This is a genomic window from Caulobacter sp. 602-1, assembly GCF_003931565.1.
Classification (GTDB): domain Bacteria; phylum Pseudomonadota; class Alphaproteobacteria; order Caulobacterales; family Caulobacteraceae; genus Caulobacter.
This window is the reverse complement of record NZ_RRYI01000223.1, coordinates 1-271: the sequence shown is the minus strand read 5'-3', so window position 1 is coordinate 271 and position 271 is coordinate 1. Positions and strand designations below refer to the sequence as shown.

General features: G+C 68.6%; 1 pseudogene. It reads left to right on the top strand.

Features of this window, described 5'->3' with window-relative positions:
* Positions 1–271: pseudogene (locus tag EIK80_RS25965) on the top strand (chemotaxis protein CheA); the annotation flags it as partial.

The window sequence follows — 271 nt, the reverse complement described above, 5'->3', positions numbered from 1 at the left end:
GCAGGCCGCCGACGCCGACCTGATCCCCGCCAATGTCTGGACGGCGTCGATCCGTCCGAAGTCGGACCTCTACCGCAAGGCCAACGAGACGGCGCTGCTGCTGCGCGAGCTCAACCGCCAGGGTCCGATCAAGGCGACGCTGGACGATCGCGCCCTGCCGGCCCTGGAAGACCTGGATCCCGAAGCCGCCCTCGTGACCTGGAGCGTCCGCCTCGAGACCGAGGAGGACGAGACCGCGATCCGCGAAGTCTTCGAGTTCGTCGACGGTGAC